The 25626-nt window shown below is 42.4% G+C and carries 15 protein-coding genes; 12 read left to right on the top strand and 3 right to left on the bottom strand.

All coding sequences use genetic code 11. The features are described 5' to 3' along the window. Positions 1 to 19: 19 nt before the first annotated feature. Genes OCV36_RS07210 through OCV36_RS07220 form a run of 3 tightly spaced genes read right to left on the bottom strand, consistent with a single transcriptional unit; the run spans position 20 to position 5858 of the window. Positions 20 to 2683, bottom strand: coding sequence for an MlaD family protein (locus OCV36_RS07210; RefSeq protein WP_135456317.1), 2664 nt, complete (start codon positions 2681 to 2683; stop codon positions 20 to 22). Next, the gene (locus OCV36_RS07215) at positions 2670 to 4007 is read right to left on the bottom strand and encodes a paraquat-inducible protein A (RefSeq protein ID WP_135456488.1); all 1338 of its coding nucleotides are present in this window, start codon (positions 4005 to 4007) and stop codon (positions 2670 to 2672) included. Before OCV36_RS07215 ends, OCV36_RS07210 begins: the two co-directional genes overlap by 14 nt. A gap of 54 nt (positions 4008 to 4061) precedes the next feature. Further along, positions 4062 to 5858: an ABC transporter ATP-binding protein gene (locus tag OCV36_RS07220; RefSeq protein WP_135456315.1), complete on the bottom strand. Its 1797-nt coding sequence runs from the start codon at positions 5856 to 5858 to the stop codon at positions 4062 to 4064. 89 nt (positions 5859 to 5947) lie between these two features. Between OCV36_RS07220 and OCV36_RS07225 the strand changes: the two genes are divergently transcribed. From OCV36_RS07225 to OCV36_RS07280, 12 genes are all read left to right on the top strand, one after another. Beyond that, positions 5948 to 6439, top strand: a complete 492-nt coding sequence (locus OCV36_RS07225; RefSeq protein ID WP_135456314.1) for a GAF domain-containing protein — start codon at positions 5948 to 5950, stop codon at positions 6437 to 6439. A 97-nt stretch (positions 6440 to 6536) separates the two neighbouring features. Continuing rightward, positions 6537 to 7160: an RNA chaperone ProQ gene (gene proQ / locus OCV36_RS07230; protein ID WP_017074263.1), complete on the top strand. Its 624-nt coding sequence runs from the start codon at positions 6537 to 6539 to the stop codon at positions 7158 to 7160. Between the two features lie 17 nt (positions 7161 to 7177). Next, positions 7178 to 9172, top strand: coding sequence for a carboxy terminal-processing peptidase (gene prc / locus OCV36_RS07235; protein ID WP_135456312.1), 1995 nt, complete (start codon positions 7178 to 7180; stop codon positions 9170 to 9172). Positions 9173 to 9450: 278 nt separating this feature from the next. Beyond that, a complete protein-coding gene (locus OCV36_RS07240; RefSeq protein WP_017074265.1) occupies positions 9451 to 10134 on the top strand; it encodes a hypothetical protein in 684 nt (227 codons plus the stop codon). A 217-nt stretch (positions 10135 to 10351) separates the two neighbouring features. Beyond that, complete coding sequence (pepN, locus tag OCV36_RS07245) at positions 10352 to 12958, top strand: aminopeptidase N (protein ID WP_135456310.1); 2607 nt, start codon at positions 10352 to 10354, stop codon at positions 12956 to 12958. Between the two features lie 328 nt (positions 12959 to 13286). Continuing rightward, entirely contained in the window at positions 13287 to 13505 is a 219-nt protein-coding gene (locus OCV36_RS07250; protein ID WP_017074267.1) for a DUF2835 domain-containing protein, read from the top strand. Between the two features lie 229 nt (positions 13506 to 13734). Further along, positions 13735 to 18576 carry an NAD-glutamate dehydrogenase gene (locus tag OCV36_RS07255; protein ID WP_135456308.1) on the top strand — a complete coding sequence of 1614 codons (4842 nt, stop codon included), beginning with the start codon at positions 13735 to 13737 and terminating at the stop codon, positions 18574 to 18576. A 370-nt stretch (positions 18577 to 18946) separates the two neighbouring features. Further along, entirely contained in the window at positions 18947 to 19957 is a 1011-nt protein-coding gene (gene pyrD, locus OCV36_RS07260) for a quinone-dependent dihydroorotate dehydrogenase (protein WP_135456306.1), read from the top strand. A 305-nt stretch (positions 19958 to 20262) separates the two neighbouring features. Beyond that, positions 20263 to 20811 carry a cell division protein ZapC gene (locus OCV36_RS07265; protein ID WP_135456304.1) on the top strand — a complete coding sequence of 183 codons (549 nt, stop codon included), beginning with the start codon at positions 20263 to 20265 and terminating at the stop codon, positions 20809 to 20811. A gap of 508 nt (positions 20812 to 21319) precedes the next feature. Continuing rightward, positions 21320 to 23440 carry a bifunctional 23S rRNA (guanine(2069)-N(7))-methyltransferase RlmK/23S rRNA (guanine(2445)-N(2))-methyltransferase RlmL gene (gene rlmKL, locus OCV36_RS07270; protein ID WP_017074271.1) on the top strand — a complete coding sequence of 707 codons (2121 nt, stop codon included), beginning with the start codon at positions 21320 to 21322 and terminating at the stop codon, positions 23438 to 23440. A 68-nt stretch (positions 23441 to 23508) separates the two neighbouring features. Further along, complete coding sequence (locus tag OCV36_RS07275; RefSeq protein WP_029224945.1) at positions 23509 to 23727, top strand: glutaredoxin family protein; 219 nt, start codon at positions 23509 to 23511, stop codon at positions 23725 to 23727. Next, positions 23705 to 25621 (top strand): ABC transporter ATP-binding protein, encoded by a 1917-nt coding sequence (locus OCV36_RS07280; protein WP_135456302.1) that lies wholly within the window; start codon positions 23705 to 23707, stop codon positions 25619 to 25621. The genes OCV36_RS07275 and OCV36_RS07280 overlap by 23 nt, the downstream gene beginning before the upstream one ends. The last annotated feature ends 5 nt before the right edge of the window (positions 25622 to 25626 follow it).

Consider the following 25626-nt stretch of genomic DNA (forward strand, 5'->3'; position numbering starts at 1 on the left):
TAAAAGGTGCGGACTTAGCTTATGGCTTAGGAATAGCTGTTCGCCATGACTTCCATTCGTCTTCTGCTTGTGGATACAAATAGAAAGACTGATCTTCGCTTGCTACGGGTTGTAGCTCATTCGTTGGTGGCGTAGAGAAGGTAATACCCCCTCTGATTAGGCTATCGACTGTACCTGCTTTGATGTTTGCACCAGTGAGGCCGATAGAGACGTCTACGCCAGAGACATTCCAAAAGACACTGTTTGAACGAATCAAATACGCGAATTCAGGTTTTATTTGAATCGTTGAGATAATACGGTCTGCAAACTCGCCGAGCTGTACATCTATAACGGTGCCTATTTCCAACTCACGGAATAGGATAGGTGTCCCTTCCGATACTGAGCCGCGTGTTTCACTTTGCAGTTGGAATATTTTCCCTTCAGGTTGTATTGGCCCTTTGCTCAGTTTAAATTTCGTTGCTCTTTGACCTTTATTACCAGGTTCGACGTTGATGTACTTGGAGATCAGTGCTGAAACGTTCTTAATACCGTTCAGACCAATTTCCGGTTCGGCTAACCAGAAATGACTACCAGCGACCGCAATTTTCTCGACATATTCAGGTAAAACGCGAGCTGTAATCTCGATACCACCTTTATTGAAGTTAGGGATAACTAAGGTTACTTCACCCACCGTCACACCTTGATATTTGATCGCTGTGCCTTTACTGACTTCTTGATCTGCAGAGGACGTAGTGATGGTAATCGCTCGACCAAATTTACGAGCTGATTTCGAATCGTTGTACAACTTCCACACGTCACCTAACTTATTGTCGATTCCGGGTAACGAATCAAAGGCGATACCACCTTGAATCAGTGTTTTTACGGGTGCGGCTTTAATGCTGATACCTGATAAAGATGCATCAACCTCTATACCTGAACGGTTCCAGAAAACAGTGTGCTTATTGATCAAATGTGTATAGCGATTTTCAATCGTGACTTTGATTCTTACGCCACCATCAGCGAGTTGGAAATCTGAAATACTTCCTACTTGAAGGTTACGGTAGAGTAGTGGACTACCTTTAGAAATTGAAGGTAACTCACTGGCAAACAGTGACAACGTTTTTGAACCAGTCTGGTTGAACTTAGCGATCTCCGCTAATGATTTACTTTGGAAAAGTTGATAGTTAGTACGGGATTGATTTTTACCTTCACTCACAAAGCTTATAGAGCCTGACAGCAGTTGTTTCGCAGGTGGTACCGTTACACTTAATCCAGATTCCGTTAGCTCTGCAGTGGCACTACCCGTGACAAAGAATCGGTTATGGCTTTTGATGAGGTGCGAGTATTCGTTGTCGATCAAGGCGTCCATAAATACTTCATGCTTGTCGCTTCCTGTGCCGACACCATCGACTAAGCCAACATCAATGATAGAACCAACAGCTATGCCTTTGTATAGCAATTGGGTTCCAACATCCAAACCAAATGAATTGTTAGACGTTAGACGAATCGCAACAGATTTCTCTTGCTCCTGACTGAACTCGTTCTTGCGAATCGCGGTAAACTGACGAGATTTTTCACCTTCGCCAGGTACTAATGTTAAGAAGTTCCCTGTTACCAAGTTAGCAATGTTTTTCATCCCTGTTAGAGATAGCTCTGCCTCTTCAAGTACAAATTTACTGCCGCTGTTTAAAAAGTCACTGAATGCAGGTTGGATAGCAGCGGAAGCAATCACGTGTTCGCGACCTTCGCTCAACGATAAGTTGGTGATTTGTCCGATTTCAATGCCTCGATACATGATCGGAGCGCCAGTTGCACTGATCTTGTTGTCGTCTGGAACCGCGATTTTGATAGAAATACCACGACCTGCAGTTTTCAAATCAGGATAGAGTTTGAATTTGGTGTGCATTTCGACCGGTTGACCTTCTCCCGGTGAATCAACCGCAATAGAGCCTCCTAACAGAGCACTTAAGCTTTCTAAACGAACATCAACGCCAGAGAAACCAATACTCGCACCCAAGCCACTGACGTTCCAGAAACGGCTTTGATCAGTAATGATATGACTGTATTCATCTTTAATTGCCGCTTGAATCGTCACTGATTTTGCGTTGTCGTTGAGTTGGTAATTATAAACCTCACCAATCGGAATCTTACGGTAAACGATTTGAGAACCTATAGACACGCCGCCTAGATCTTTAGTCGTTAACGAAATGTTGAGTCCTTCAGATGCTAATAAATCAGAAGGAGATGAGTCCAATGCATGAAACACAGTTTCAGGTTCTTCTTTAGTTTCACTAGGATGAATCGCAATATAGTTACCTGAAACGAGTGCGTCTAACCCTGATATGCCAGACAAGCTAGCGGTTGGTTTCACTAACCAAAAGCGTGTGCCTTTCGACAAAAGTTTTTGAGCCTCAGGATAGATATCAGCATCAACGTAAATATTGGAAAGGTCTTTAGATAACGTGATATCACGAACCATACCCACCTCTAAGCCTTGGTAGCGAATGGTTGTGCGTCCTGCGACTAGTCCCGCAGCATCTGAGAAGTAAATCTGCACACGTTGCCCAGCATCGTGTATCGATTTCATCACCAACCAACCGGCGAGAGCGACAGTTAGAATGGGAAGAATCCACAAAGGTGAGATGCCTTTGTTTTTTCTTACATCTGGTGAATATGACGCTTGTGATTGGTTATTGTTGTTCATTCACTGACTCATCTTTAGAGGTGTAGTTATCCCAAATTAGCCTAGGATCTAAGCTTTCAGCCGCCAACATCGTAAGAACAACAACGACGCCAAAAGCGACTGCACCGTAACCTGGTGTAAAGTTTAAAATTTGTCCACGGTCGACCAAGGTCATCATGATCGAAATAACGAAGAGGTCCATAACCGACCATTTTCCAACCCATTTCACAATGAAATAGATGGTCATGCGTTGCCTGTGGTAGACAGCACGCTTCATTTGAATACAAATTAGTATGTAACTAAGGCCAAGAATTTTCGCAACGGGTACGACAATACTCGCGACAAAAATGATCACGGCAATACCATACATATCACTATTAATTAGAGAGGCAACACCCGAAAGAATCGTATCTTCTAACCTTTGCCCGTTGGTTATAAGGATCGATATTGGAATCACATTAGCTGGCACTATGGCGACGGTAGCCGCAAACAATAACGCCCAAGTCTTTTGTATAGAGTAGGGCTTTCGGTGATATAAATCATGGTGACAACGGACGCATGAATGTCCATCTGGTTGAGAAAGGTGGCAGTTGTGACAATGAACGTTCTTACTCTCGACGAACGCGTAGTCTGATTCCTTAGCCCAGGCCTCCCAATAGCGCCTTACACTAATGCGGCTTACCAGCAAAACACTACACAGTTGTAATAGAATCAGGCCTATCAAACCAGGGCCAACAAAAATATCAGAGTAATCTTGGAGTTTGAAACAGGATATTGCGACGCTCACTAAGAATACATCTAACATCATCCAGTGTTTAAGGGTTTGAATAATCGCTAATGCGTAACGAAACGGTGTAAAAACCTTAAAACGCAGTGAGACATGAGTGATGAGTACAGAACTACAAACAAGCAACGGCGCTATAGAGCTACAGAATAAGATAAGTAAACCAAGTAGTGGGAAGCCTTCGCCCATCAAGGTAAATACACCGGATGGCAACGTGGCAGGTATCATCACCCCAATCAGGCGGATGCTAATGAACTCAAAAAAGTGAGAAGGGATAAACAGCAACAGACAAGTGATTGCGATTGCTAAATTTCCGGAAAGGCTAGGTGTGCCACCTCGGTAAAGTTGGGTCCCACACCTAGGACAATAAGCTGACTTGCCGTGCGGGATATCCATTCTGTCGACCGGAAGTTCACAGCCCTGACAAAGGCGTACGGAGCTGCTGTCGCACTGGTGCTTGGTTGTTAACGACGAATCAGCTGTTAACGGAGACTTAGTTGACAACTGGTGTTGAGTTGACAAAGAGTTAGTTACTGATGGGGAGGTCACACGACCTCCCAAGTTGAAACGTAAGTCTGGCTTGTTACCTGACTTAAATGCATAGAACAACAAACATCAGGCGTGCGATTGCACACTGCCATAGAGTGTTTGATATAGTCCTTGTTGTTCAACCAATTCACCATGTGTTCCCGTTTGTGTTACTTGCCCATCTTCTAAAACATAGATTAGATCGGCTTGTTTCACCGCTGATAATCGATGAGCCACAATCAAAGTTGTGCGATCTTTCAAAAACTCACTCAAAGCTTTATGCAATGCTGACTCAGTTGCAGTATCTAATGCCGATGTCGCCTCATCAAGAATAACAAATTTCGGATTGCTCAACACCATACGGGCAATGGCCAAACGTTGCCTTTGACCACCAGACAGTCGAACACCATTTCTGCCAATTTGAGTATCCAAACCATTACTCAGTTGCTTGATCACATCTTGCATTTGAGCAACTTCGAGGGCGCGCCACAACGACATTTCATCGTATTCAGCACCAAGAGTCAGATTATGCCTTAATGTATCGTTAAAGAGTATAGGTTGTTGTAAAACAACGGCAATTTGATTGCGTATGACATCAAAGCTTATGTCGTCGGTAGTTTCACCGTTGTAGCGTATACAACCAGAGTCTGCTTGATAAACCCCAATGAGTAGCTGGATCAATGTTGATTTACCACCGCCACTTGCTCCCACCAAGGCGACTTTCTTACCTGCCGGTATATGTAAAGATAATCTATTTAGAACAGTGTTTTCTAATGTGTAAGCGAATGTAACGTCGTCGATGTCCACCGTCACTTCTTTATCTTCGCTGAATGGATTGACCTTGCTTATCGGACGTTTTTCTTCTTCTAGCAGAAGCAGGTCGTTGATGCGTTGCAGTGCCGCTTTAGCGCTATACCAAGAAAATTGAATCCCAAGTAACTCTTGAACTGGCCCCAACATGAACCACAAGTAACCGAATACTGCGAATATTTGACCAATAGTTAGGTCACTGAAAAGTACCATCAGCATCGCGACCGCACGGAAAAGTTCAAAACCTAATAGAAACAACAAAAATGATACGCGACCCGCAGCTTCAGATTGCCATGCATATTTATCGGCATCGATTCTGACTTGGTTTGCTTGAACCTTAAGTTCATCTAAGAAAATTCGTTCTTTATTGGCCGCTCTTAGTTGATAAATACCGTCTAAGGTTTCTACCAAGCGGTTTTGAAAGCGCTCAAAAGACTGGTTCTCATATTTTTTAAGGTGTTTAACCTTGCTGCCTAGTTTACGAGAAAAGTAAATAACAACAGGATTGACCAGTAGGATGAACAACCCTAGTCGCCACTCAAGCCAAAGTAGGACGATAGCCGTTCCGAGCACAGTTAAAAAGCTGATGATAAATTTGGATAGAGTCGAACCAATGAACTTATCAATGGTCTCTATGTCTGTAATTAGATGGGCGTTGATACCGCCGCTGCCTTTAGTCTCGTATTGCCTAATACTGATTCGACCAAGCTTATCGATCATCTTGCTGCGCATTTGATAGGTGATCGTTTTGGATACAAGCGTAAACTGACGCCCTTGTAGAATATTTAACGCTTGGCTCGCGGTACGCATGAGGATGACTAACAACAAAGTTAGTGCAATATAGCCAGTTGGTGTTTGTAATGATGATGGAAGTAGGTGGTTCATCATATCTAGACCAGAAGCTGGCTTATCAAGTAATACTTCATCAACCATTAGTGGCATAAGCAACGGGATAGGGACACTAATAAGAGTTGCAAAAATGGCAATAATGTTAGCAAACAGTAATTTGGACTTGTGTTTTTTTACTTGAGTTATTAACCAAGAACGGCTAATAGTGTCTTCTGAATTGTTCATTGTAATGAGAATAAGTCCTATTTAGTTTGATGGCCGCATTTTACTGCGTTCTCTTGATAATGGAAGTCTCAATTTAATTGGAAGTTAATATGAAAATAGAACATTACCAACGCTTAACCAAACAAGCCGTTGCATTAATTGAATCAGAAACCGATCTAACTGCTAATCTAGCTAATATCAGCTCATTATTATTCATGGAATTGGATGAACTGAATTGGGCGGGTTTCTACTTAATGAAGCAAGACCAAGCAAAGGAAAAAGACGAACTGGTACTTGGTCCTTTCCAAGGTCAACCTGCTTGTGTGCGAATCCCGGTAGGGCGTGGTGTGTGCGGAACTGCGGTTGCGACGAATACAGTTCAACGCATTCATGATGTTCATGAGTTTGAAGGTCACATCGCTTGTGACGCTGCAAGTAACTCAGAAATCGTTATTCCGTTCTCTATCGGCGGTAAAGTCGTGGGTGTTCTTGACATCGATAGTCCAAATATTGGTCGTTTTTCTCAAATTGATGAAGACGGATTGACATTTTTTATGGCTGAAGTGGAAAAGGTGCTTAATTCGCACGCGAACAAGGCATAAATTATTCTCTTACTGTGGTTTTTCCCAAGCATCTCTCTATAATACGTAAAAATATTTTCTTAATGCTCGCGGAAAACCGCAAAAACCAGGAACCCACATGGAAAACACTGAAAAGTTAAAAAACAGCAAAGAAGTTATCGCATATGTTGCTGAATGTTTCCCTAAATGCTTTACTCTAGAAGGTGAAGCAAAACCACTTAAAATTGGTATTTTTCAAGATCTTGCTGAACGTCTAGATGAAGACGAAAAAGTAAGTAAGACTCAGCTTCGTGCAGCGTTAAGACAGTACACATCATCATGGCGTTACCTGCACGGCGTAAAAGCTGGCGCAGATCGTGTTGACCTAGACGGCAACGCGTGTGGCACACTAGAAGAAGAGCACGTTGAGCATGCTAAAGCTACACTTGCAGAAAGCAAAGCTAAAGTGCAAGCTCGTCGTAAAGAACAAGCACAAAAAGCTCGTGAAGAAGGCAAAGCGAAACCTAAGGCGAAGAAAGCTCAACAGCCTCGTCGTCAAGCGCCTAAAGCTCCAAAAGTAGAAAAGCCTGTTGAAACACGCGCTTTGAACGCTGACGAATTTATCGCTGGTAACGAAGTAAATGTGAATATGGGTAAAGGAAACATGGCTGCGACCATTGTTGAAATCAATAAGGAAGATGTGCGTGTTCAGTTAGCAAACGGCCTACAAATGGTTGTTAAAGCGGAGCACTTGCGCGCTTAAAGGAGATACTCCTACGCATGAAATGCCGTTCAAAATTGACACTGATTGCTGCTAGCTTTTGGCTAGCAGCTTCAGCTCAGGCTCTCGAAGCCAAATTAGATCAGGACGATTTACCTCTACTCGTTCCTGAAGTCCAACACGAAACTGCTAGTAAACGTGTTACTTCTCGATTTACTCGTTCTCACTATAAACACTTCAATCTCAACGATGATTTCTCTCAAGCTATCTTTAATCGTTATTTAGAGATGCTGGATTATAATCGTAATATCTTCACTCAAGCTGATATTGACTCTTTCGCTTCGTTATCCGTACAAGTTGACGACCAGCTGAAGGTAGGCAATAACCAGATTGCTTTCGATGTTTATAATTTGTCTATGCAGAAGCGTTTTGAGCGTTTTCAATACGCATTATCTTTACTCGATACCGAGATTAAGTTTGATACCGATGAAAGTATTGAGCTCAATCGTAGTGAAGCTGAGTGGCCAAAAGATATTGCTGAAGTGAATGAGCTTTGGAGAAAACGCGTTAAATACGATGCGTTGAACCTAAAACTCACTGGTAAAGAATGGCCAGAGATTCAAGAAGTCTTGGAAAAGCGTTATAACAATGCGATGAAGCGTATTACACAATCGCATAACGAAGATGCTTTCCAGATCTACATGAACGCATTTGCGCGAGAGGTTGATCCGCACACCAGTTACCTTTCTCCAAGAAATGCAGAGCAATTCCAATCTGAGATGAACCTATCTTTAGAAGGCATTGGTGCTGTACTTCAGATGACCGACGATTACACCGTTATTCGCTCTTTAGTTGCTGGTGGCCCTGCGTCAAATAGCAAACAACTAAGTGATGGCGACCGGATTGTTGGCGTTGGTCAAGACGGTGAAGAAATTGTTGATGTTATCGGCTGGCGTTTAGATGACGTAGTACAACTGATTAAAGGCCCGAAAGGGACTAAAGTTAAGCTACAGATCTTACCAGACGGTAAAGATGCAAAAAGTAACGTTGTCACAATTGTACGCGATAAGATTCGTTTAGAAGACCGCGCTGTTAAATCAGAAGTTATCGAGAAAGATGGCAAAAAAATTGGTGTACTCGAAGTACCAAGTTTTTATGTTGGTCTATCTAAAGATACCGATAAACTGATCGCTGAGCTTAAGCAGCAAGGTGTTGATGGCATAATTGTCGATCTTCGAAATAACGGCGGTGGTGCATTAACTGAAGCAACTGAGCTCTCTGGTTTGTTTATCAAAGAGGGACCTGTTGTTCAGGTTCGTGATAGCTACGGTCGCGTCAAAGTGAACAGCGATACTGATGGCGAAATTAGTTACCAAGGACCGTTAACGGTGTTGGTCAATCGCTACAGTGCATCAGCTTCAGAAATCTTTGCGGCAGCGATGCAAGACTATGGTCGTGCAATCATCCTTGGTGAAAACTCTTTCGGTAAAGGAACGGTGCAACAACATCGCTCTTTGAATCATATTTATGATTTGTTCGACAAAGAGTTGGGTTATGTTCAATACACAATCCAGAAATTCTATCGAATCAATGGTGGCAGTACGCAAAATAAAGGTGTAATACCTGACATTGCTTACCCAACACCAATTGATCCTGCAGATACTGGTGAAAGTGTAGAAGACAATGCTCTGCCTTGGGATAGCATTGATAAAGCGAATTACTCAGTGTTACAACGTAACGATGAGAAAATTACTGCTTTAACGGCTCAACACCAAGCTCGCATCGCGACTGACATGGAATTTGGTTTTATCGCGCAAGATATTGAAAAATATAAGGCAGATAAAGACGATAACGACCTTTCTCTTAATGAAAAGGTACGTCAGCAAGAAAGTGATGATGCAGATGTACTTCGTTTAGAGCGTATTAATCAACGTCAAAAAGCCGCTAAACAAGAGGCCTTTAAAACGTTGGATGATATTCCTAAAGATTACGAAGCCCCAGATGCTTATCTTGATGAGTCAGTTGCTATCATGCTGGATATGATCAAGAAGTAAACTAAACGCCTGTTGAAATGTGCTTGTTCAAACATGCACAATTCAAAGACGAATTATCTAAAAAGCGAGCTTAGGCTCGCTTTTTTAGTGCCTTCAATTTGACAAAAAATTTGTATTTCAACTGCTATTTCTACCTTTAAATGCTCAAAATTTAATCTATTTATGCGAGTAACATTGTCATCTAAGTTACTTCGCATTTAAAATTTAGTGACTTAGATCATATTTCTTCGCTTTCTATTCATTACGTGCCTAAGCTTAAAGAAAACAAGGGGACGCTTATGAAATGGATTCTATTATTTTTATCTTGTGTAAGTTTTGTTGCTTTTGGTAGCGAGGTAGCATCGAGCGCACAACAATCAAAAAGCGACAGTAATCTATCTCATTTTGATCTTCCTTTGTTGCTTGGTGATTGGTATTTGATGAACCCAGAACCGGAACAAGAGACTGAAAACTTTAGAGCTATTAAGTTGACACTAGATTCAAATTATTCGTTCACGATAGATATTCAAAAGAAAGACTACAGTGTCGATCATTGGGAAGGTTTGTATAACGCTAATGAAGATACCCTTATTTTGGGTTTGAATACTTCGGAACCTCAGATTTACGCCTACAGTAGCAATCATAATATGTTGAATCTTAACGGTGTTTTGTTTACTAAAGCTCTTCCAAATGCATTGGCGGGTATCTGGTCGAGTGCCGAACTTTCTGGTAGTGACTTAAGCGCCAGCAACATCCAAAAAATGGATTTAGTCTTACAACCAGATTTCGTGTTTATGTTTCGAGTATCTGATGAAGTCGGCAGTGAGGTAGTTCGTCGCGGTGTTTATTATACAGAAGGCGATCAACTGGTGCTCTTGTATGAAAATGGCGAGCACGGAACTCGTTATACTCTGAACAGTGATGTTTTGACTCTTCAAGGTGAAGAGGGAGACATGTTTGCGGTGCTTAATCGGATTCGATAAGCATGAGATTTAGCCGGAAACTCGGTTCGTTGATAATATGGTTTACTGGTCGTTTCTTAGACACTCCTGTCTGATTTGATTGATAAAATAGCAAAACATGGAGGCATTTTCCTACAATGCCTCCTTTTTTTAATTTTCCCCTTGTGTTCTCGGCGCTCAACCTTTAGATATATACAGTTAAATTATAATTACGTATAACGATCAAAAGGAACCCGTCATGGCGCACACACCTCAAGCCAAGTATCGTAAAGATTATCAATCACCATCTCATACTATTTCTGAAATCGATCTCACTTTCGATTTGTACGACGCTGCTTCCATCATTACAGCGGTTTCGAAGGTTAAACAAGAGAGAGAATGCTCAACGTTAATACTTGATGGTGAAGGCTTGAAGCTTGTTTCTGTTTTGGTTGAAGGCAAAGAGTGGACGCAGTACGAGCAGTCAGAAACTCTGCTTACTCTGAATGACCTTCCGAAAGATTTTACACTAACGATCGTGACGGAAGTGAACCCTGAAGGGAACAGCGCTCTTGAAGGCCTGTATAAGTCGGGTGGTGCATTCTGTACTCAATGTGAAGCTGAAGGTTTCCGACGCATTACTTACTACATGGATCGCCCAGATGTATTGGCGAAGTTCACGACAACGGTCATCGCAGACAAAGCCGAAAATCCATTCCTACTCAGTAATGGTAACCGTGTAGATGAAGGCGAAGCTGAAAACGGTCGTCACTGGGTGAAATGGCAAGACCCACATCCAAAACCAGCGTACTTGTTTGCTTTAGTTGCGGGTGATTTCGATGTACTTCGTGACGCATACACCACAAAATCTGGTCGCAATGTTGATCTAGAAATCTTTGTCGACAAAGGCAATCTAGACCGCGCAAACCACGCGATGGTTTCTTTGATTAACTCAATGAAGTGGGACGAAGAGCGTTTCAACCTAGAGTACGACTTAGACATCTACATGATCGTGGCCGTTGATTTCTTCAACATGGGCGCGATGGAAAATAAAGGCCTGAACGTATTCAACTCTAAGTTTGTTCTAGCAAACGATCAAACAGCAACTGATACAGATTACCTAGGTATAGAAGCGGTTATCGGTCACGAATATTTCCATAACTGGACTGGCAACCGAGTAACGTGTCGCGATTGGTTCCAGTTAAGCTTGAAAGAAGGTTTAACGGTATTCCGTGACCAAGAGTTCTCTTCTGATCTTGGTTCTCGTGCAGTAAACCGAATCAACAATGTTCGTATTATTCGCGGGCCACAATTCGCTGAAGATGCGAGCCCAATGTCTCACCCAATTCGCCCAGAAAAAGTGATAGAAATGAACAACTTCTACACATTGACGGTATATGAAAAGGGCAGTGAAGTGATCCGAATGATCCACACATTGTTGGGTGAGGAAGGTTTCCAAAAAGGCATGAAGCTGTACTTTGAACGTCATGATGGTACGGCGGCAACATGTGAAGACTTCGTAGCGGCAATGGAAGATGCATCGGGTGTTGATCTGTCTCAGTTCCGTTTATGGTACAGCCAGTCTGGTACCCCGACGCTTTCTGTTGAAAGCCACTACGACGTAGAGAAAAAAGAGTACACGTTAACGACTCGTCAAGTGACAGCGCCAACTCATGAGCAAACGGAAAAGCAGGCTCTACATATTCCGTTGGACATTGAGTTATACACGACAACAGGCGAAATAATTGAGTTACAATGTAACGGAAAGCCTGTTCATAACGTACTTGACGTTAAACAAACGGAACAAACCTTTGTGTTTGAAAACGTTTCAGAAAAACCAATCCCATCGTTACTTCGCGAATTCTCTGCACCAGTGAAACTTGAATACGACTACTCAGACGAAGAGCTGATCTTCTTGATGGTCAACGCTCGCAATGAGTTCTCTCGCTGGGATGCAGGTCAAATGCTATTGGCTAAGTACATCCGCAGTAACGTTGAAAAAGTTCAACAAGGTCAAGAGTTCGAAATTTCAGCTTCTGTTGTTGATGCATTCCGTGGTGTACTACTCAGTGATTCACTAGAACCTGCATTTATTGCAGAGATGCTTTCTCTACCAAGCCATAATGAAGTGTCTGGTTGGTACAAGCGTGTCGATATCGATGCGGTTGCATTTGTATTGAATTCGATGAAAGTTACGTTAGCGGAAAAACTTGAAGATGAATTATCGGCCGTTTATCACAGCAATGTATTAACCGATTACACGATCGATCATGATTCAATTGGTAAGCGAACTCTGCGTAAAGTTTGTCTAAGTTACTTAGCTCATACTGAGCAGGGCAATGACTTAGTTGTTGCTATGTATCAGCAAGCAAACAATATGACGGATACCATGGCAGCAATGGGTGCAGCAAACAGTGCACAACTGCCATGTCGCGAAGAGTTGATGGCCGACTACAGTGATAAGTGGAAGCACGATGGTTTGGTTATGGATAAGTGGTTTGCATTGCAAGGCACCAACCCAAGTTCAAATGCTCTTGAAGTGATTAAGGCATCAATGTCTCACCAAGCATTTAGCCTGAAGAACCCGAACCGTACTCGTAACTTAGTGGGTTCGTTCTTGAATATGAACCCAGTTCAATTCCATGATAAATCTGGTCAAGGTTATGCGTTTGCTGGTGAAATTTTACGTGAGCTAAACAGCAGTAACCCTCAAGTGGCTTCGCGTTTAATCGACCCGCTGCTTAAGTTCCGTAAGTACGATGATGCACGTCAAGCGCTGATCAAAAAGGAACTTGAGACACTTAAGAACATGGATAACTTAGCTAAAGATCTGTTTGAAAAAGTGAATAAAGCACTAGAGGCTTAAGTTAAGCTCTAAAACAGGTAAACTAAATCAGTGGCAGAAGTATCTGTCACTGATTTTTTGCTTTTGAGGCGGATCAACTTGTAAGAGTCGTCAGCTCGTTAGTAACTTCAATTTGTTAACCGTCTCAATTTACTAGAATCATTTTTTAGACGTAGATTTAAATCTTAGACGAGATTTTAAGTCTTAAGCGCGGCTTTAAGTCTTAGACGTATTTTGAATCTTAAACATAGCTTTGATTCTTAAACATAGCTATAAGCGCTAACACCTTGTTAATTTTAACCCGTTTGTGCCAAAAAACTCCGGTACTGTATGTTTATACAGGTATCGTATGAATCACTATATTTTCCAACTTAACATCTCGTATCAACAATTTTTGGCGAGTTATTCTGGGGCGGCAAGCAAAGTTCAAGTGATAACAATGACAGGCTTACGTTTACAGTTACCTGCAACTCGATTCAGACCATTTCTTACACAAATAGGGGTTAGAGGGCGGTTTAGACTGACAACTGACCAAAAAAATAAGTTTATTAAGTTAGAAGCTCTGTAAAGCTTGGCGTGCCTAGTGAGTTAAAAGGAATCTTAATCACATAATCAAACATTTCACCTCCTACCACCTCCAAAACAATTAACTATTTATCAATAATGCTTTTACAATAAATGAATGCATTACCTTTGCTTAACTCGTTATTAGAAATGTGCTTAATAGCACCCATTCAAACAACAGATTAAGTGATCCCCCTAATAATAAAATATAATTCTAATTGTGGAGTGTGACTATGACCGCACGTGAAACTGTGGTTCCAGTTTTACTTGAAAAAGTTTACAAACTGATTCAAGACAAACTTGACCTTGCTCATCGACCTCTCGTAACTCAACTTGCTCAACACTTGTTTAGTAATGTTTCTCATGACGATTTAATTCAGAGAAACGAATCCGATTTATATGGTGCTGTAGTTAGCTTATGGCATCACATCAATGAAAAGAAAGCTGACGAAATTTCTGTTCGAGTCTTTAACCCAACAGTAAGCCGTCAAGGCTGGCAATCTACTCACACTATCGTTGAGATTGTGGTACCAGACAGCCCATTCCTCGTTGATTCAGTAAAAATGGCATTAACTCGCCTCGATCTTTCTTCTCACCTTATGCTTCATAACCCGACGCAAATCTCACGTTCTGATAAGGGAAGTGTGGTTGGCATGAGCAACAACGAAGGTGCGTTCCAATCGCTTTTCCATATCGAGGTTGATCGTCTTAGCAGCAAAGCTGAAATGACGGCACTTAAAACGGAACTACTGGATATATTTACCGATACTGGTTTAGTCGTGAACGACTGGCTGAAAATGGTAGAAAGACTTGGAGAAGTAACCAACCAAGTTGAAGAGCAAAAAGACACAATTCCAGTCGATGGTCAGCGCTTTGATGAAACGTTGGCTTTCCTTCGTTGGTTAGGTGAGCACAACTTTACGTTTATGGGTTACAAGGAATATGACCTTGTTTCTGTAAATGGTGATACTGAATTGCAACCGACCAAGGGGCAAGGTCTTGGTTTGTTCGCGAATTCAGATCGTGTTCGTAATGTTAAGTTGTCTGAGTTTTCTGACTCGGCACGCCTAGAAGCAAAAAAACCTTATGTACTTATCGTAACCAAGGGCAACACGGCTTCACGCATTCACCGCCCAGCTTACAATGATTACATTGGTATTAAGAAATTCGATAAGAACGGTAAAGTGATTGGCGAACACCGCTTTACGGGTCTTTACACTTCTGCTGTTTATAACCAAACCGTTGAAACAATTCCTCTAGTTCGCGAGAAAGTAGAGCGTATCTTAGATGCGAGTGGTTACCGTAAGGGATCATACTCTTACAAAGCATTGCACAATATTCTAGAAAATTACCCTCGTGACGAATTGCTTCAAGCGCGTGAAGAAGAGTTGTTAGAAGTGGGTACTGGTGTTGTACAAATGCAAGATCGCGATCTTCTCCGTTTGTTCGTTCGCAAAGACCCGTTTGGCCGTTTCTTCAGCTGTATGGTTTACGTAACAAAAGATCGTTACAACACCGAGCTTCGTCGTCAAACCCAACGTATTTTAAAGCAATACTTCGGTTGCGAAGAAGAAGTCGAATTTACGACATACTTCTCTGAAAGCCCACTGGCAAGAACGCACTATATTGTTCGTGTTGATAACAACAACATGGATGTGGACGTGAAAACAATTGAGCAAAATTTAATGGAAGTATCGTCTACGTGGGATGACCGCCTGTCTGAATCAATCGTTGCTAACTTTGGTGAGAGCAAAGGTCTTCCGTTATCGAAAGAGTACATGCGTGCATTCCCACGTTCGTACAAAGAAGACATGATGCCTGGTTCTGCGGTTGCAGATATCGAACGTTTAGAAGCGCTAAGTGAAGACAACAAACTTGGTATGCTGTTCTACCGTCCACAAGAAGAAGCGGCGGATTCTAAAGCGGTTCGTTTGAAACTTTTCTACCATAGTGATGAGCCAATTCACCTTTCTGATGTGATGCCAATGCTTGAAAACTTTGGTTTACGCGTAATTGGTGAATCACCTTACGAAGTGCGAAAGAGCAATGGGGTGACTTATTGGATCCTAGATTTCTCTATGTTGCACAAGAGTGACAAGACAATTGATCTGCGTGAAGCTCGCGATCTTTTCCAACAAGCATTTGCGGCTATTTGGGCGGGTGAGTTAGACAGCGATGGTTTCAACCGCTTGGTACTGGGTGCTGGTCTTTCTGGCCGTGAAGTGTCAATTTTACGTGCTTATGCTCGCTACATGCGTCAAGTTGGTTTCCCATTCAGTCAACAATACATTGAAGACACACTGTCTCATTACCCAGATTTGGCGAAAGGGTTAGTGAATTTGTTCGGCAAGCGTTTCGATCCTAAATTGAAAGGCAGCGCGAAGGGTCAACAAGATCTGATTAAGAAAATTACTGAGCAACTTGATCACGTGGAAAGCTTGGATGATGATCGTATCATTCGCCGCTACATGGAAATGATCTCTGCTACGATTCGCACAAACTATTATCAAGTCGATGAGAATAAGCAGTCTAAACCTTGGTTGGCTCTGAAAATGAGACCAAGCGAGATCCCTGACATCCCGGCACCAGTTCCTGTGTTTGAGATCTTCGTTTACGCACCTGATATTGAAGGTGTTCATCTACGAGGCGGTAAAGTAGCTCGTGGTGGCTTACGTTGGTCTGACCGTCAAGAGGATTTCCGTACTGAGATTCTAGGCCTGGTTAAAGCACAACAAGTTAAGAACACGGTAATTGTACCAGTAGGTGCAAAAGGTGGTTTCGTTTGTAAGCGTCAGCACACGATGTCTGGTCGTGACGAAATCTTCGCTGAAGGTCAACGTTGTTACCAACGCTTCATTCGTGCACTACTAGACGTATCGGACAACATTATTGAAGGTGAGGTTATCCCACCTAAAAGCGTCGTTCGTCACGATGAAGATGACCCATATTTGGTTGTTGCTGCCGATAAAGGTACTGCAACATTCTCAGACCTCGCAAACTCAGTAGCTGAAGAGTACAACTTTTGGTTAGGTGATGCGTTTGCATCAGGTGGTTCAAACGGTTACGACCATAAAGCCATGGGTATCACGGCGAAAGGTGGCTGGGAATCTGTTAAGCGCCACTTCCGTGAAATGGGCATCAACTGTCAAACCACGGATTTCACCGCTATTGGTGTTGGTGATATGGCGGGCGATGTGTTTGGTAACGGCATGTTGTTGTCTAAGCATATTCGTATGCAAGCTGCGTTTAACCACATGCATATCTTCATTGACCCGAACCCAGAATCAGCATCAAGCTGGGTAGAGCGTGAGCGTTTGTTTAATCTACCTCGTTCAAGCTGGGAAGATTACAACAAAGACCTTATCTCTCAAGGTGGTGGCATCTTCTCTCGTCGAGCTAAGTCTATCTCTTTGACGCCTGAAATTCAGAAAATGCTAGGAACCAAGAAAGCATCAATGGCACCGAACGATTTGATCAAAGCGATCTTGTCTATGCAGGTTGATCTTCTATGGAACGGCGGTATTGGTACTTACGTTAAGTCTTCAAACGAAACTCATACTGATGTGGGTGACCGTGCGAATGACGTATTGCGTATCGATGGCCGTGACTTGAAAGCTAAGGTTGTTGGTGAAGGCGGTAACTTGGGTATGACTCAGTTGGGTCGTATTGAATACGCACTAACTGGCGGTCGAGTTAATACTGACTTCGTTGATAACGTTGGTGGTGTGGATTGTTCGGATAATGAAGTAAACATTAAGATCTTCTTGAACGGATTAGTGTCTAACGGTGATCTAACCGTTAAGCAGCGTAACCAAGTTCTTGAATCGATGGAAGATGAAGTTGGTGAAATCGTACTAGACGATGCTTACTGCCAAGCCGAATCTATTTCCGTTACTGAGCATCAAGGTGTTGGTTTAGTTAAAGAGCAGATTCGCTTTATTCATACAATGGAAAAAGCAGGGTACTTGGATCGTGGTTTGGAATACATCCCAGATGACGAAACACTGCTAGAGCGAGAAAAGCAGGGCCAAGGTCTAACAAGACCAGAGCTTTCTGTTCTTGTGGCTTACGGGAAAATGGTTCTTAAAGAAGATCTTGTTAGTGATGATATCGCTAATGATGAATTCCATGCTCAACAGCTTATGCAATACTTCCCAACAGCGTTACGTCGTAACTACTCTGAACATATGGATAACCATCCACTTCGTTCAGAGATCATTGCGACGGCACTGGCTAACCAAATGGTTAATGAGATGGGATGTAATTTCGTGACTCGCTTGCAAGAAGAGACGGGGGCAAACATTGTTGATATTGCTAATGCTTACGCTGCATCTCGTGAAATCTACGGTTTAGGTCAGGTTCTTAAGAGTATTCGTGAGCTCGATAATATCTCAAGTTCTGAAGCTCAATACGAGTTGCTTTACCACGTACGTCGTACACTTCGTCGTATCGCTCGTTGGTTGTTAAGAAACCGTACCGGTAAACAATCAGTGAATGGCTTGATCGAGTTGTACCAAGGTGATGTGGCAACGATTACTGAAAAGCTGGATGAAAACCTAGTGGCTTCAGAAGTAGAAGAGCACCAAGCAATGGCACAGGTATGGATTGATCAGGGTGTGAATTCAGAACTTGCGAATTCAGTTGCGCGTTTATCTAGCTTATACTCAGCACTGGATATATCCACAGTAGCTCGTGAAACGGGTAAAACAGTACAACAAGCGTCTAAACTTTACTTCAATCTTGGTGACCGTTTGTCTCTGCACTGGTTCTTGAAACAAATCAATGGTCAAGCAGTAGACAACAACTGGCAAGCATTGGCACGCGCGGCATTCAGAGAAGATCTAGATTGGCAGCAACGTCAGTTAACTGGCCAAGTACTTAACTGTGGTTGTGCTTCAGATATTGACGTGATTAAGGCGCTTGATGATTGGATGGAAAGTAACTCGGTTTCATTACATCGTTGGGAAAGCATCTTGAACGAATTCAAAGTAGGTTCGGTTCATGAATTTGCTAAGTTCTCAGTGGCGTTACGTGAGTTGATGTTATTGAATCTAAATTGCATGTCTAAAGACTAGTAATTAGGTAAAGACGAAAAATACAAAGGCAGACCATAAGGTCTGCCTTTTTCGTTTGGCTGAACAGTGTTATTCAGCAGAACAGTGTCATTTGACCGAATAGTGAATGACGAATCCAATTATTTCGTTGAGTCACTTATGGTTGTTCAAGTTAGCTTTTAATTGGCCGAGTTGACTGATGCTCGTTACATGAATGATAGTCAAATGGGCGATTCGCGGGAGGATACGGTAACGTTTGCTTAATAATAAACCTCAATCGTTAGCAAACTCGATTATCTTACCCTTACAGACAGTAATAGATTGAATAGTTGGGTAAATAAGTAAATAATATCGCCCCGTTTACACGGCGCTTTTTTCTATCGGAGGCACAATGCTTTACCGTCTAGCCAGAACTGGCTTTTTCCAACTTGATGCCGAAAAGGCTCATGATCTTGCAATTCAAAATTTCAAACGCTTCACCGGCACACCTATTGATCTTTTGTATCGCCAACAATTACCTCACCGACCTGTCGAATGCATGGGTCTTACTTTTAAAAATCCAGTTGGCCTTGCTGCCGGCCTAGACAAAAACGGCGAATGTATTGATGCATTTGGCGCAATGGGTTTTGGTTTTGTAGAAGTAGGGACTGTTACTCCTCGTCCACAAGCCGGTAATGACAAACCACGTTTGTTCCGTCTTGTTGAAGCTGAAGGTATTATCAATCGCATGGGTTTTAACAACCTAGGCGTAGATAACCTAATTGAGAATGTTAAGAAGTCGAACTATGACGGCATCTTAGGTATCAATATTGGTAAGAACAAAGACACGCCAATTGAAAAGGGCGCAGAAGATTACATTATCTGTATGGAGAAGGTATACCAATACGCAGGTTACATTGCGGTAAATATCTCTTCACCAAATACACCAGGACTTCGTTCGCTACAATACGGCGAAGCACTTGATGATCTGTTGTCTGAACTAAAAACCAAGCAATCTGAGTTAGAAGCGAAGCATGGCAAATATGTCCCGCTTGCTCTTAAGATCGCTCCGGATCTAAGTGACGATGAAATTCGCCAAATTTGCGAATCATTGATCAAAAATAAGATCGATGGTGTGATCGCAACAAACACAACATTGGATCGTAGCATTGTTGAAGGTATGAAGCATTGCAATGAAGCAGGTGGTCTAAGTGGGCGTCCTGTTCAATCTCGCAGTACTGAAGTTGTTCGTAAACTTCATGAAGAGCTTGGTGACCTAGTGCCGATCATTGGGGTAGGTGGCGTTGACTCGTATGTTGCTGCAAAAGAGAAAATGATGGCAGGCGCTAAGCTTGTACAAGTTTACTCTGGTTTCATTTACAAAGGTCCAGGCCTTGTAGGCGATATCGTTAAAAACCTGTAGCCCTAAATAGCGATAGGTTGTATTCGATATAGTTCGTAAATATCTGAAGTTTTTGAAAAGCTACAGTCCGCGAAGAGTGAATGTGATTAATAAGCTGCTGTTCGTAAAATAGCAGTGCTTATAAAAACCGTAATCCGGCATCGTCTCATCAAAAGAGACACTGTAACTCACTGAGTTGTAGATAAAAGCGATAAGAAAGAGGAATTCATTTCCTCTTTTTTTTTGCCTATTGCTCAGTAAAATTACTGTAATTGAAGGTAATTTTGCGTTTTACCTAATGGAATGGTTCAACAGTGTGAGACGAAATGATGCTTAAACCTAGCGATACATGGAGTTGGTATTACGATGAGCAGCAATGTTCATTAATGCTAAACCTCGGAGAGGATATGATTTTCAAAACGAATCTGGTCCGCAATAAGCTGGTGGACTGCGCGTTTAAAGATAATGAATTCACCGTTGATGACGCATCTTCATACCAAACCTTCAAAGAACAAATTTCTGGCTTAGAGTTGTCTGAGCCTCGCCAAGCTGAACTCGCACTTTATTGTGTCGCAGCAAAGCGCTTTCACAAGCCTGTACAGCCTAAGAGTTGGTTCTTCGACTCACAAAGCGTAGGACATGAGTACCCTCAGGAAGGGGACATTGTACAAATGAGTAACGAGCATAGCTTAGGTTACTTCATCGTACTAGAAGTGGGAGAGTGCGCAAGCCTATGTGCTTTTGTCGACCTAGAAGAGTTTCTGCTGACTCCATCAAAAGGGTTGCGATTCGGAGACTCGATTAAGGTTATGCACGATAGAATGGTTAACGCGAACGCTATCCTTCATCACGGCCATATCGCTATGGTAGGTTAATCTCCAACCTAAAGCATCATTTCTAACACGTGTAACAACTCATAAACCTGTAAAACCTTCCCATAATCGGCTCAATAGCCGATTTTTTTGTGCCTAAAAAACCTCATCTTGATAAATGCATCACTGCTCATTCATTTAAATAGTGAACATTCGACTATTTTTTCACCTTAATTTCTCCCCATTTTCTTAACCAAAAGTGCAAACTCCCCATGTTTATTCCCTGTTTTGGTTCGTTTGTAACCCAATTACATCATTAATTTTAGTCTGGTATATACCAGTTAGGAGGTGAATAACAATTCACTTTGGTTTTTTTAAGGTTGGTATGACGGTTATTCTCGTGGGTTAGATAGGTATTGTGTTGTAAGGGCGTGTGGGTAAGCGATCGCTCTGCGGTTGCGCATTTGCTAAACAATTAGTGGAAAGATTCAATGAAAAGACGAGTTTAGTGTGATGCTCTCATAGTAAATTCAGGTATAATCGAGCTAATTTTTATCAATAAAAGAACACTATGAATCAATATCTAGCGGTGACCTCAAATGGCCTTGAGAATTTATTAGTTGAAGAACTAACCCAACTAGGGATTACAAACGCAAAACCTGTTCAAGCAGGTGTTAAATTCAAAGCCACAAATGAGCAAATTTATCGTTGTTGTTTGTGGAGCCGTTTGGCTTCTCGATTTGTACGTGTGCTTTCTGAATTCACTTGTCTGGACGACATGGATCTTTACCTTTCAGCGACAGCGGTTAATTGGGTAAATCAATTCCATAGTTCAAAACGTTTTGTTGTTGACTTTAACGGTACGAATAACGAAATTCGTAACAGCCAATACGGTGCGATGAAAGTAAAAGATGCGGTTGTAGATTGCTTCGAGAAGAAGTCTTTACCGCGTCCTTCAATCAGTAAAGAAAACCCAGATATTCGCATTCACGTTCGTCTTCACCGTGATAAAGCGATTCTTGGTGTTGATATGGTAGGTAGTGGTCTTCATCAACGTGGTTACCGTCCTGAATCAGGTCGTGCGCCATTGCGTGAAACGCTAGCTGCTGCGGTTCTTCTTCGAAGTGGCTGGGATGCAACAAAACCTTTCTTAGATCCTATGTGTGGTTCTGGTACTTTGGTTATTGAAGCGGCAATGATGGCTGCAAACCTAGCTCCGGGTGTTAAGCGTCAGAAATGGTGTTTTGAATCACTAGAAGATTTTGAACCAGAGCTTTGGGCTGAAGTGAAAGCTGAAGCGAACGTTCAAGGCCGTCGTGGCGTTAAGAAAGTAGAATGTAAGTTCTACGGCTACGATAATGATGAACGCATGATCAAAACGGCGCGTGACAATGCACGTCGTGCTGGCGTTGAAGAGTTGATTGAATTCGAAGTAGGTGACGCTGCAAAGCTTAAGCGTCCAACAGAGTTTGCTGACGGTGTGATTGTTTCTAACCCACCATATGGTGAGCGTTTAGGGACAGAACCCGGTCTTATTGCACTTTACACTGCTTTTGGTGCACAACTGAAAGCGGAATTTGGTGGCTGTAACGCTTCAATCTTCTCTAGCTCAGACGAACTGTTAAGTTGTCTGCGTATGCGTGCTGACAAACAATTTAAATTGAACAATGGTGCGTTACCGTGTCACCAGAAGAACTATTCAATTTCAGATCGCCCTATGTCAGAGCGTCCTACAGAGCAGCAACAACAATTGGTTGCTCCTGATTTCGCGAACCGTCTTAAAAAGAACATCGGTAAAATCGGTAAGTGGGCTAAGAAAGAGAAATTAGATTGCTACCGCATCTATGATGCAGACCTGCCTGAATATAATGTAGCAATTGATGTCTACCCAGGTCACCTGGTTATTCAAGAATACGCAGCACCTAAAGATGTGCCTGAAGATAAAGCAAAACGCCGCCTAACCGACATTATCCGAGCTTCTATCCAAGTGACCGGCGTTGAAGCAAACAACGTCGTGCTTAAGGTTCGTCAGAAGCAGAAGGGCCGTTCTCAATACCAGAAGATGGCTCAAGACTCTTCTAACCTAGAAGTAAACGAATACGGCGCTAAGCTGATTGTTAACCTTCATGACTACCTAGATACTGGCTTGTTCTTAGATCATAAGATCACTCGTCGTCGTATCGGTGAGATGGCTGCTGGCAAAGATTTCCTCAACCTGTTTGCTTATACAGGTAGTGCATCTGTTCATGCTGCAGTAGGTGGCGCACGTTCAACGACAACCGTTGATATGTCTAATACCTACCTCGAGTGGGCAAAACAGAACATGGACCTTAATGGTCGTGTTGGTCGTCAGCATCAATTCGTTCAAGCAGACTGTTTACAATGGCTAGCTAAAGAACAAGGATCTTATGACTTGATCTTTATTGATCCACCAACGTTCTCAAACTCTAAGCGCATGGATCAATCTTTTGATGTTCAACGCGATCACATCCAGTTGATGGAAGACTTGAAACGTATTCTCCGTGAAGAAGGCACTATTGTGTTCTCTAACAACAAGCGCCACTTCAAAATGGATGTTGAAGGTCTAGAAGAACTAGGTCTCACGGCTCAGAATATCTCAGCAAAAACGCTTCCATTGGATTTTTCCCGCAACAAGCACATTCATAACTGCTGGTTGATTACGCACAAGTAGTCAAAGAGATTGTATAAGGATATATAGTGCTGACTCTCTACAGTACAGAAGGGTGCCATCTATGTGAGATGGCATTTAAACTTACGGAACAGTTAAATATTAGCCATAAAGTCAATGTAGTCGATATCGCATTGGATGATGAGCTCTTTTCCCGTTACGGGGTCACTATTCCGGTACTCAAATTTGAAAGCTCTGACCTTTCTCAAAGCTCAGAGCTTAACTGGCCATTTGGCTTGTTAGAACTTAATGATTGGTTAAAGAAGAATGGCATTACTTACAATTCATAATGGGCAATTAGCCTTTGGCGATCACCCATTATTAGATCGTGCGGACTTCGCGCTGCAAGAAAATGAACGTGTGTGTTTGGTAGGGCGCAATGGCGCTGGTAAGTCTACGTTGATGAAGATCTTGTCTGGCAACATCATCATGGACGACGGCAAGATGCAGATCACACAAGATGTGGTTGTATCTCGTCTAGAGCAAGATCCACCGCGTAATGAGCAAGGTTCTGTTTACGAATACGTATCAGGCGGGTTGGCTGAGGTAGGTGAGTTGCTTAAGGAATACCACAACTTACTTGATGTGATTGCAGAAGATCCTAGCGAAAAGAATTTAAACCGCCTCACTCGCGTTCAAGAGAAATTGGATCACGCGAACGCTTGGCGTTTTGAAGATCGTGTAAGCAATGTTCTTGATGCACTTAAACTAACCGCAAACACGAAACTAACGGAATTGTCAGGTGGCTGGCAACGTAAAGCAGCACTTGCACGTGCGCTTGTATGCGATCCTGACGTATTACTGCTTGATGAACCTACTAACCACTTAGATGTTGCAACGATCGAATGGCTTGAAGGTTTTTTAAAGGACTTCCGCGGTTCAATCATCTTTATCTCGCATGACCGTGCTTTCATTAAATCAATGGCAACACGCATTGTTGATCTTGACCGTGGCAAGCTAAGTTCTTTCCCTGGCGATTATGAAAACTACTTACTAGATAAAGAAGAAGCGCTACGTGTTGAAGAGATGCAAAATGCAGAATTCGATAAAAAGCTAGCGCAAGAAGAGGTCTGGATCCGTCAAGGTATCAAAGCTCGTCGTACACGTAATGAAGGCCGCGTACGCGCTCTTAAAAAGTTACGTGAAGAGCGTCAAGATCGTCGTGAAGTTCAAGGAAAAGCGAATATTCAGATCGATACGTCTGGACGTTCAGGAAAAATTGTATTTGAAGCAGAGAACCTTAACTTTGCGTTTGAAGGCAAAGAGATCGTTACAGACTTTAGTTTCAACATCATGCGCGGCGATCGTATTGCGCTTATCGGGCCAAATGGCTGTGGTAAGAGTACGGTTCTTAAACTGCTTCTTGATCAACTTAAACCTGATTCAGGTCGTTTGCATTGTGGTACTAAGCTGGAAGTGGCTTACTTCGACCAATACCGTGAAATTCTAGACCCTGAGAAGTCGGTGATTGACAACCTTGCTGATGGTAAGCAAGAAGTAACAGTAGGTGGACGTGAGCGTCATGCTCTAAGTTACTTACAAGATTTCTTGTTCTCACCTAAACGTGCTCGTACGCCTGTTAAAGCGCTCTCTGGTGGTGAGAAAAACCGCCTGTTATTGGCTCGTATTTTCCTTAAATCGAATAACTTGCTGATTCTTGATGAACCTACCAATGATTTAGATATCGAAACATTGGAACTTTTGGAAGATTTGCTTGCCAACTATGAGGGTACGTTGCTCCTTGTGAGTCACGATCGTCAATTTGTTGATAACACGGTAATGACGAGCTGGATTTTTGAAGGCAACGGTGTAGTGGAAGAGTTTGTTGGTGGTTACCACGATGCTCAGAAACAAAGAGCACAAGCACTTGAGTACCGTCAGGTTGAAAAGCCAGCAAAGACGGACAAAGTTGTTGAGGAAACTCCCAAAACTGCGCCAGTTAAAACTAAAACCAAGAAGTTATCGTATAAGCTACAACGAGAATTAGAAACGCTACCAATGCGTTTAGAAGAATTGGAAACCGAGATTGAAACTCTGCAGCAAGAAGTTAATAATCCAGACTTCTTCTCAAAACCTGTAGAGCAGACACAGCCAGTTTTAGATAAGCTATCTGCAGCAGAGCAGGAGCTTGAAGTTGCATTTGAGCGCTGGGAAGAGCTCGAAGCACTACAACAGGAAAGTTAAGAAGT

Origin of the sequence: Vibrio echinoideorum (assembly GCF_024347455.1) — a bacterium.
GTDB classification, from domain to species: domain Bacteria; phylum Pseudomonadota; class Gammaproteobacteria; order Enterobacterales; family Vibrionaceae; genus Vibrio; species Vibrio echinoideorum.